The sequence below is a fragment of the Burkholderia sp. Tr-20390 genome (assembly GCF_017104595.1).
In the GTDB taxonomy this organism is placed as follows: Bacteria; Pseudomonadota; Gammaproteobacteria; order Burkholderiales; family Burkholderiaceae; genus Burkholderia.
The window spans coordinates 1-8,550 of record NZ_JAAGPC010000274.1; the positions used below are offsets into that span (position 1 = coordinate 1).

Genomic DNA, 8,550 nt, shown 5'->3' on the forward strand with positions numbered 1-8,550 from the left:
TGCCCGCCTGCTGTTCCTGCGGCCGGCGCGGCGGCTGGCCCTGCTGCTGGCGTGCATCGGCCGCACCATCCGGGTGCCGGGCTGACGGCGCTTTGGCCCGCGTCGGCGCGGGACTTTTAGGTACATTCGACATGGGGGCGCATTATAATCCCGCCCATGAATTCCCAAACCGACCTCCCTCCCGCCCAGACCGGCGCCACGACACCGCCGGCTGCCGACGACTCGACCGCCAGCCACGCGCAGTTCGTCGACTGGATGCGCTCCGTCGCGCCCTATATCCACAAGTTCCGCAACAGCACGTTCGTCGTGGGGTTCGGCGGCGAGGTGGTGCAGCAGGGGCTGCTGAATGCGCTCGTGTCCGACATCGCGCTGCTGCAGGCGATGGGTATCCAGATCGTGCTGGTGCACGGCTCGCGCCCGCAGGTCGAGGAGCAGCTGAGCCTGCACGGTGTCGAATCCGAGTTTTCGCACGGGCTGCGCATCACCGATGCGCGCGCGCTCGAATCCGCGAAGGAAGCGGCCGGTGAAGTGCGTCTCGACATCGAGGCCGCGATCAGCCAGGGTCTGCCGAACTCGCCGATGGCGCACGCGCACATCAGCGTCGTGTCGGGCAACTTCGTGACCGCACGGCCGGTGGGGATTCTCGACGGGGTCGATTTCGCGCATACGGGCATCGTGCGCAAGATCGACGCCGAATCGATCCGTCATTCGCTCGCGAGCCGCAAGCTCGTGCTGCTGTCGCCGCTCGGCTTCTCGCCGACCGGCGAAGCGTTCAACCTGTCGATGGAAGATGTCGCGTCGGCCGCCGCGATCGCGCTGCGCGCCGACAAGATCATCTTCCTGACCGAAGCGCCCGGCATCGTCGACGACGAAGGCGAGCTGGTGCGTGAAATGTCGCTCGACGCGGCGGCCGAGCTGCTCGATTCCGGCAACGTCCAGGGCGACGACGCGTTCTTCCTGAAGCATTCGATCCGCGCGTGCCGCGGCGGCGTGACCCGGGCGCACCTGATCCCGCAATCGCTCGACGGCAGCATGCTGCTCGAACTGTTCCTGCACGACGGCGTCGGCACGATGATCTCGTACGAGAACCTCGAGAGCCTGCGTGAAGCGACGCCGGACGACGTCGGCGGCATCCTGTCGCTGATCGAGCCGCTCGAGTCGGACGGCACGCTGGTGCGGCGCGGCCGCCACCAGATCGAACGCGACATCGACCACTTCTCGGTGATCGAGCACGATGGCGTGCTGTTCGGCTGCGCGGCGCTGTATCCGTACCAGCAGGAGAAGATCGGCGAGATGGCGTGCCTGACGGTCGCGCCGGAAGCGCAGGGCTCGGGCGACGGCGAACGCCTGCTCAAGCGCATCGAGCAGCGTGCCCGCGCGCGCGGCCTCACGCACATCTTCGTGCTCACGACGCGCACCGAGCACTGGTTCCTCAAGCGCGGCTTCGTCAAGGTCAGCGTCGACGACCTGCCGGAAGACCGCCGCAAACTCTATAACTGGCAGCGCAAGTCGCTCGTGCTGATGAAACAGCTCTGAGCGCAGGCACGACTGCCCTCCCCCAGTCCGATTACAGGAGAAGTACACGATGGCTCGAATGATCCAATGCGCGAAGCTCGGCAAGGAAGCCGAAGGCCTCGATTTCCCGCCGCTGCCGGGCGAACTCGGCAAGCGCATTTACGAGAGCGTCTCGAAGGAAGCGTGGCAAGGCTGGCTGAAGCAGCAGACGATGCTGATCAATGAAAACCGCCTGAACATGGCCGACCCGCGCGCGCGCCAGTACCTGATGAAGCAGACCGAGAAGTACTTCTTCGGCGACGGCGCGGACCAGGCGTCCGGCTACGTGCCGCCGACGGAAGGCTGACCGGCATCATTCGCGACGGCCGGCCGCGCCGGTCACTTCGCGGGAAACGACAAACGGCACCGTGTCATCGCACGGTGCCGTTTGCTTTTGGCGCATCCGAACCGATGCGATGCGACACGGCCGGGGCATTCGATACCGCCGGGTCACACCGACCGATTCAAGCCACCGGCTTCAGCGTGCCGCGATCCTCCGGCGGCGGGACCGCACCCCCGGCCGAGGTGTCAACGGCGGCGCCTTCCGTACCCCATTCGGCCGCGTCGCTGCGTTCGGCCGTCGACAGTTCGTCCGCGCGATACCCGGTGCGATTCAGCAGCGCCAGCATGCACACGAGCGACACGAGCGCGTAAAGCCCCGATGCGACCGCGACGCCGACGATGCTGCCGGTCGAATTGAGGATCGCCTGCGCGAGCACCGGCGTGCCGCCGCCGACGACGAGCGCGCTCAACTGGTACGCGAGCGACAGGCCCGTGTAGCGGATGTTGGCCGGAAACACGCGCGCGAGCACGCCGCCGACCGCGCCATAGAACATCGCCGACGGAATCGTCGAGATGCACATGCCCGCGACGGCCACCCAGTACGAGCGCGTTGCGAGCGCATGGAACATCACGGGCATCAGCACGATTTCCGGAATCAGGATCCAGCACATCGCGCGGCGCATGTCGACCTTCGACACGAACCACGCGCCGACCGGCTGCATCAGGAACTGCACGACGAGCGAGATCGACAGGATGCCGAGGAACGTGCCCTGCGCGTAACCGAGCTCCTTGGTCGCCCACGACAGCGCGAACGTGCTGCGGAAGTACGTGACGTTGATCACCGGCAGCGTGCCGGCCGCGAGCAGCACGACGACCCAGTGATCGCGCACGACGTCGCGCAGCGGCAGCTTCACGGTGCGCTTGCGCGCGAGTACGCGCTGCATGTCGGCCGACTCCTCGAGCTTCAGCCGGATCACCATGCCGATGATCACGAGCACGGCCGACAGCAGGAACGGAATGCGCCAGCCCCACATCAGGAACGACGGGGTGGGCAGCGCGCTCAGCGCGAAGAACGCGGCCGTGGCCAGCAGGTTGCCGGTGGGCGAGCCCTGCTGCGCGAACGCCGCATACAGGATGCTGCGATGCTTCGGCGCGTTCTCGCTCGCGATCAGCACCGCGCCGCCCCACTCGCCGCCGACCGCGATGCCCTGCAGCACGCGCAGCACGACGAGGCCGGCCGGCGCCCAGACGCCGATCTGCGCATAGCCGGGCAACAGGCCGATGCCCGTCGTGGCCAGCCCCATCATCACCAGCGTGATCACGAGCGCGGTCTTGCGGCCGACGCGGTCGCCGAGATGCCCGAACACGATGCCGCCGAGCGGCCGCGCGGCGAAGCCGGCCCAGAACGTGACGAACGCGAGCAGCGTCGCGACGCCGGGATCCATCGTGCTCGAAAAGAACACCTTGCCGAACACGAGCGCAGCGGCCGTGCCGTAGATGTAGAAGTCGTACCACTCGATCGTGGTGCCGACGAACGCCGCGAAGGCGGCGCGGCCGGGCCGCAGTTGCGGCGCGGCAGTCGGGGATTGCTGGCGGCTCATCGATGTCTCCATGTTGGTGTGTCGGGGGCGCGACTGTCGCGCGCCTTTCCCGGGTGGCCGGCATCGCGCCGCCGGCCGGCGGCGTTGCTTGACGTTGCGTTGCTTGACGTTCCGTTTCGTCGGCCGGCCATGCTCACCGGCGCGCGCGTCGGTCGATCACGTCTGGTCGGGTGCGATCTTCAGCACGCCGGCGTCGAGCAGTTGCTGCTGGAGTGCGGGATCGACGCCAAGGCGCTCGAGCACCGCGCGCGTGTCGCCGCCCAGCGCGGGCGGCGGCGAACGATAGGTGGCCGGCGTGCGCGACAGCTTCACCGGCGACGCCGTGCCGCGATACGCACCGATCTCGACGAACAGGTTCCGGTGCAGCGCATGCGGATCGTGCGCGACGTCGGCCACCGTTCGCACCGGCCCGCACGGCACGCCGGCCGCCATCAGGTCGCGTGCGAGCGGCTCGCAGGCATGCTCGGCGAGCCGTGCTTCCAGTTCGGCCTTCAGTTCAGGCCGGTGCGCACAGCGGCTGCGGTTGTCGACGAAGCGCGGATCGCCGGCGAGCGCCGGCACGCCGAGATGCGCGACGAGCCGTGCGAACTGCCGGTCGTTGCCGACCGCGAGGAAGATCGGCACGGTCGCCGTACGGTAGCTGTCGTACGGCGCGATGTTCGGGTGCGCGTTGCCGCTGCGCGCCGGCACGCGCCCCGAGCCGAAGAAGTTCGGCAGGTGCGGATGCAGCAGCGACACGCCGCAGTCGTACAGCGCGATGTCGATCGACTGCCCTTGCCCGCTCTTCTCGCGCTCGGCAAGCGCCAGCAGGATGCCGGCCAGCGCGTTGAGGCCCGTGACCATGTCGACGATCGGCAGACCGATGCGTGTCGCATCGCCGTCGCGCTCGCCGTTGACGCTCATCAGCCCCGCCATCGCCTGGATCACCGCGTCGTAGCCGGGCAGCCCGCCGAGCGGGCCGTCTTCACCGAAGCCCGTCACCGCGCAGTGGATCAGGCGCGGGAAGCGCGGCTGCAGGTCGCGCGTGTAGTCCATCCCCCAGCGCGCGAGCGTGCCGGGCTTGAAGTTCTCGACGAGCACGTCGGCCTCTTCAAGCAGCCGCCACAGGATCGCGCGCCCCTCGTCGCGCGACAGGTCGAGCGCGAGCCCTTCCTTGTTGCGGTTCACGCCCATGAAATACCACGCGGTATCGCCGAGGAACGGCGGCCCCCAGCCGCGCGTCTCGTCGCCGTCCGGCGGCTCGATCTTGACCACCGTCGCCCCATGGTCGGCGAGCGCCTGTGTGCAGTACGGGCCGCCAAGCACGCGGCTCAGGTCGACGACCTTCAGGCCGTCCAGTGCGCCACGCGTCGTGCTCATCGTTCGACCTCCGGCAGCAGGTCGAGCGCGGTATCGAGCGCGATCGGCGTGCCGCCCAGCAGCGCTGCGTATGCGGGCGATTCGTCGTCGCGTGACGCCGGTGCGAGCGGATCGACCGGCAGCAGCTTGTGGCGCACGACCAGATGCGCGAGCGCGAGCCGCCGGAAATCCGGCGCGAGCCGCACGCCCTCGCACGCCATCAGCACGGCCGCACTCGCGTAGTACAGCGCGGACGCGGCCTGCCGCACGCGCGCGTCGTCACCTTCGTCAGCGACCCGCGCGAGCGCGTCGCAGGCACGCGCGAGGATGCGCCGCAGCGCCGCGCGGCTCGCGTCGGGCAGCGGCGCCGCACCGAGGCGGTCGCCGAGGAACGCACGCAGCGCATCGAGCGAGTGCTCGCGCTGCGCGGCCCGCGCGACGTCGAGCGCGACGATGTTGCTCGTACCTTCCCAGATCGAGCCGAGATGCGCATCGCGCACGATGCGCGCGTCGCTCCACTCCTCGATGTAGCCGGTGCCGCCGCGCACTTCCATCGCATCGCCCGTCACGCGCCGCGCATCGCGGCACGCGCGGAACTTGATCAGCGGCGTCAGGATCCGCACGCAGCGCGCGGCCTGCTCGTCGCCCGCATCGGCCTGCGGCAGCAGCAGCGCGATCTGCATGAACATCGCGCGCGCGGCCTCGGCCGGCAGCAGCATCTTCAGCAACTGGCGCTGCATCAGCGGCATCTCGATCAGCTTGCGGCCGAAGGCCTCGCGGTGCGCGGCGACGTGCAGCGCCTCGTTCAGCGCGCGCCGCATCAGCCCCGCCGCGCGCACGCCGTTCGACAGCCGCGACATGTTGATCATGTCGGCCATCTGGTGAAAGCCGCGGCCGATCTCGCCGATCAGGTACGCCTGTGCACCTTCGAGCGCGATCTCGCCGCTCGCCATCGAACGGCTGCCGAGCTTGTCCTTCAGGCGCACGATCCGGTAGCGGTTGCGCGTGCCGTCCGGCAGCGTCTTCGGCAGCAGGAACAGCGCGAGGCCCTTGATGCCGTCCGGCGCACCGTCGGGCCGCGCGAGCACCATCGCGAGATCGGCGTCCGGGTTCGAACAGAACCACTTGTCGCCGGTCAGGCGCCAGACGGTCTCGCCATGCGCGCCGGTCTCGCGCGTCGCCCGCGTCGCGATCCGGCCGACGTCGGAACCCGCCGCCTGCTCGGTCATGAACATCGCGCCCTGGTACAGCGTGTCGAAGTCGCGTGACGCAAGCATCGGCAGGTAACGCGCGACGAGCGCCGGATCGCCGAAACGGCGCAGCGTGCGCGTCAGCGAATCGGTCATGCTGACCGGGCAGCACAGCCCGAATTCCGCCTGCACGAACAGGAACGTCAGCGCGTACTTGACGAGCGGCGGCACCGAGTCGGATCCGTGGCTCAGCGACGCGAGCCCGAGCTCGGAATACGCGACGCGTTCGAGCGCGACATACGCGGGATCCTTGTCGATCCGCTGCACGGCCTCGCCGCGCCGGTTGCGATGCTCGAGCACGGGCGGGTGCTTGTCTGCACGCGACGCCCATTCGTCGAGTTCGCCCGACACGCGTGCGCCGAGCGCGCGCAATTGCGGCTCGAGCTCGGCATAGCGGGCATCGCCGAGATGCAGCTTCAGCAACGCGCCGAGATCGGGATCGACGGTGAAGAAATTGATGCCCCGGCTGTCGGGGATATTGGATGCGCCGGCGTCCGGCGTGCGAGCGGTGTCGTTCATGCGTGCGTCTCCTGGGTTGCCCGCACGTCGGCTGGGCGCGGCGCCGCGGCGCCCGGCCAGTCCCGTGCAAAGCCTTCCGCAGAGCGTAGGCGCGCGATCGATAAGCGTCCAATACAGGATTTATCCGGTACGATAGATATCGCTTATCGATGCCGACGCCGCGAGGAGACACGATGGAACTGAGGCAGTTGCGCTACTTCGTGGCGGTCGCCGAGGAGCTGCATTTCGGGCGCGCGGCGAAGCGCCTGTTCATCTCGCAGCCGGCACTGAGCTTCGACATCCGCAAGTTCGAGGACGCGCTCGGCGTGCAGCTATTCTCGCGCACCAACAAGACCGTCGCGCTGACCAACGCGGGCGAGGTGCTGCTCGGCGAAGCGCGCCGGCTGCTGCTGCAGGCGGCCGAGGCCGAACGCCTGACGGTGCGCTCCGCGTCGGGGCTCGCGGGCCGGCTGCGGATCGGCTTCGTTCATTCGATGCTGTATCGCGGGCTGCCGGATGCCGTGCGACGCTTCGAGGCCGACTATCCGGGCGTCGAAGTCGTGCTGAGCGAAATGAACACGCAGGCGCAGGTGCAGGCGATCCAGCGCGGCCAGATCGATCTCGGCTACGCGCACTGGGGCCACTTCCCGCCCGAGGTCGAATCGACGCTCGTCTATGCGGAACCGTTCGTGTGCTGCCTGCCGGCCGCGCATCCGCTCGCGCGGCGCAGGCAGGTCGCGCTCGCCGCACTGGCCGCGGAGCCGTTCATCCTGTTCCCGCGCGAAGCGGCGCCGCACTACCACGACCTGATCATCGCGCAGTGCGTGAATGCCGGCTTCAGCCCGCTGATCCGCCACGAGGCACGGCTGTGGCAGACGATCCTGTCGATGATCGAGTTCGGGATGGGCATCGCGCTCGTGCCGCGCGTGCTGCAGCAGGTAAAGAGCGAGCGGCTCGCGTTCCGGCCGCTGAAGGATGCGTCGCTCGAATCGCGCACGCTCGCGCTGAAGCGTAGCGGCACCACCGAGCCGGTTGCGCTGCGCTTCGCGGATTACGTGCGCGCGTCGATCGACGCGCTGCCCGCGCTCGCAGGCTGAGCGAACGGCCGGCTGGCAGGTATGTGCGGGTATCTGAAAAATATTTGCAGAAAGTGCTTTACAGACCCTCAAAGCCCTGACATAATTTCAGCTTCTTTGGGCGGTTAGCTCAGCGGTAGAGCACTGCCTTCACACGGCAGGGGTCACTGGTTCGATCCCAGTACCGCCCACCAAAGAATTCAAGGCCCTGCGTCTCACGACGCAGGGCCTTTTCGTTTTGGTGGCGCGCTTGCTCCTCGGCGCAGCACGCGATGCTGCGCCGACTTACTTACTCCGCGCGCGCCACCCGCTCCGCCGTCGCATCGAACGCGCGCTTCGCCTTGTCGACGATCTCGTCGACCTCCGCCTCGCGAATCACGAGCGGCGGCGACAGCAGCATGCGGTCACCGGTCGCGCGCATGATCAGGTTGCCGTTGAAGCAGAAGTCGCGGCAGATCGTGCCGATATCGACGTTCGCACCGAACCGCTCGCGCCGCTCCCGGTCGCGCGCAAGCTGAACACCCGCGACCAGCCCCGCTCCCGCAATCTCCCCGACGATCGGATGGTCGCCCAGCGCATCGCGCAGCCGGCGCTGGAAATACGGCCCGATATCGTTCTTCACGCGCTCGACGATCCCTTCGTCACGCAGCAGCTTCAGGTTCGCGACCGCGACGGCCGCCGCGACCGGGTGGCCCGAGTACGTGAGGCCGTGGTTGAATTCGCCGTTGTCGATGATCGGCCGCGCCACGCGTTCGTGAATGCCGACCGCCCCCATCGGCACATAGCCCGACGTGAGGCCCTTCGCCATCGTGATGAGATCGGGTTCGAAACCGAAGTGTTGGTGTGCGAACCATTCGCCGGTGCGGCCGAAGCCGCCGATCACTTCGTCGGCCACCAGCAGGATGTCGTACTTGCGGCAGATCCGCTGGATTTCCGGCCAGTACGTCGACG

The 8,550-nt window shown here is 68.4% G+C and carries 7 protein-coding genes and 1 tRNA gene; 4 read left to right on the forward strand and 4 right to left on the reverse strand.

Translation table 11 applies throughout. From position 1 onward, the window contains the following. The first annotated feature begins 156 nt into the window (after positions 1 to 156). Both argA and G3N98_RS36925 read left to right on the forward strand, forming a co-directional pair. Positions 157 to 1,536, forward strand: coding sequence for an amino-acid N-acetyltransferase (argA, locus tag G3N98_RS36920; protein WP_069248380.1), 1,380 nt, complete (start codon positions 157 to 159; stop codon positions 1,534 to 1,536). A gap of 49 nt (positions 1,537 to 1,585) precedes the next feature. Next, positions 1,586 to 1,861: an oxidative damage protection protein gene (locus G3N98_RS36925; RefSeq protein ID WP_006478357.1), complete on the forward strand. Its 276-nt coding sequence runs from the start codon at positions 1,586 to 1,588 to the stop codon at positions 1,859 to 1,861. Between the two features lie 157 nt (positions 1,862 to 2,018). On the opposite strand, the gene G3N98_RS36930 is transcribed toward G3N98_RS36925, so the two are convergent. The 3 genes from G3N98_RS36930 to G3N98_RS36940 all read right to left on the reverse strand — a co-directional run bounded on the left by G3N98_RS36930 (position 2,019) and on the right by G3N98_RS36940 (position 6,544). Beyond that, positions 2,019 to 3,437 (reverse strand): MFS transporter, encoded by a 1,419-nt coding sequence (locus G3N98_RS36930; RefSeq protein WP_206150883.1) that lies wholly within the window; start codon positions 3,435 to 3,437, stop codon positions 2,019 to 2,021. A gap of 156 nt (positions 3,438 to 3,593) precedes the next feature. After that, positions 3,594 to 4,796 (reverse strand): CaiB/BaiF CoA-transferase family protein, encoded by a 1,203-nt coding sequence (locus G3N98_RS36935; RefSeq protein WP_206150884.1) that lies wholly within the window; start codon positions 4,794 to 4,796, stop codon positions 3,594 to 3,596. After that, positions 4,793 to 6,544: an acyl-CoA dehydrogenase family protein gene (locus G3N98_RS36940; RefSeq protein WP_206150885.1), complete on the reverse strand. Its 1,752-nt coding sequence runs from the start codon at positions 6,542 to 6,544 to the stop codon at positions 4,793 to 4,795. Before G3N98_RS36940 ends, G3N98_RS36935 begins: the two co-directional genes overlap by 4 nt. A gap of 173 nt (positions 6,545 to 6,717) precedes the next feature. Between G3N98_RS36940 and G3N98_RS36945 the strand changes: the two genes are divergently transcribed. Continuing rightward, entirely contained in the window at positions 6,718 to 7,620 is a 903-nt protein-coding gene (locus G3N98_RS36945) for a LysR family transcriptional regulator (RefSeq protein ID WP_206150886.1), read from the forward strand. Between the two features lie 98 nt (positions 7,621 to 7,718). Next, positions 7,719 to 7,793 (forward strand) — tRNA-Val (locus G3N98_RS36950). Positions 7,794 to 7,888: 95 nt separating this feature from the next. Here G3N98_RS36950 and G3N98_RS36955 read toward each other — a convergent pair. Next, positions 7,889 to 8,550: aminotransferase class III-fold pyridoxal phosphate-dependent enzyme (locus G3N98_RS36955; protein WP_206150887.1), on the reverse strand; the 662-nt coding region annotated here is incomplete at its 5' end.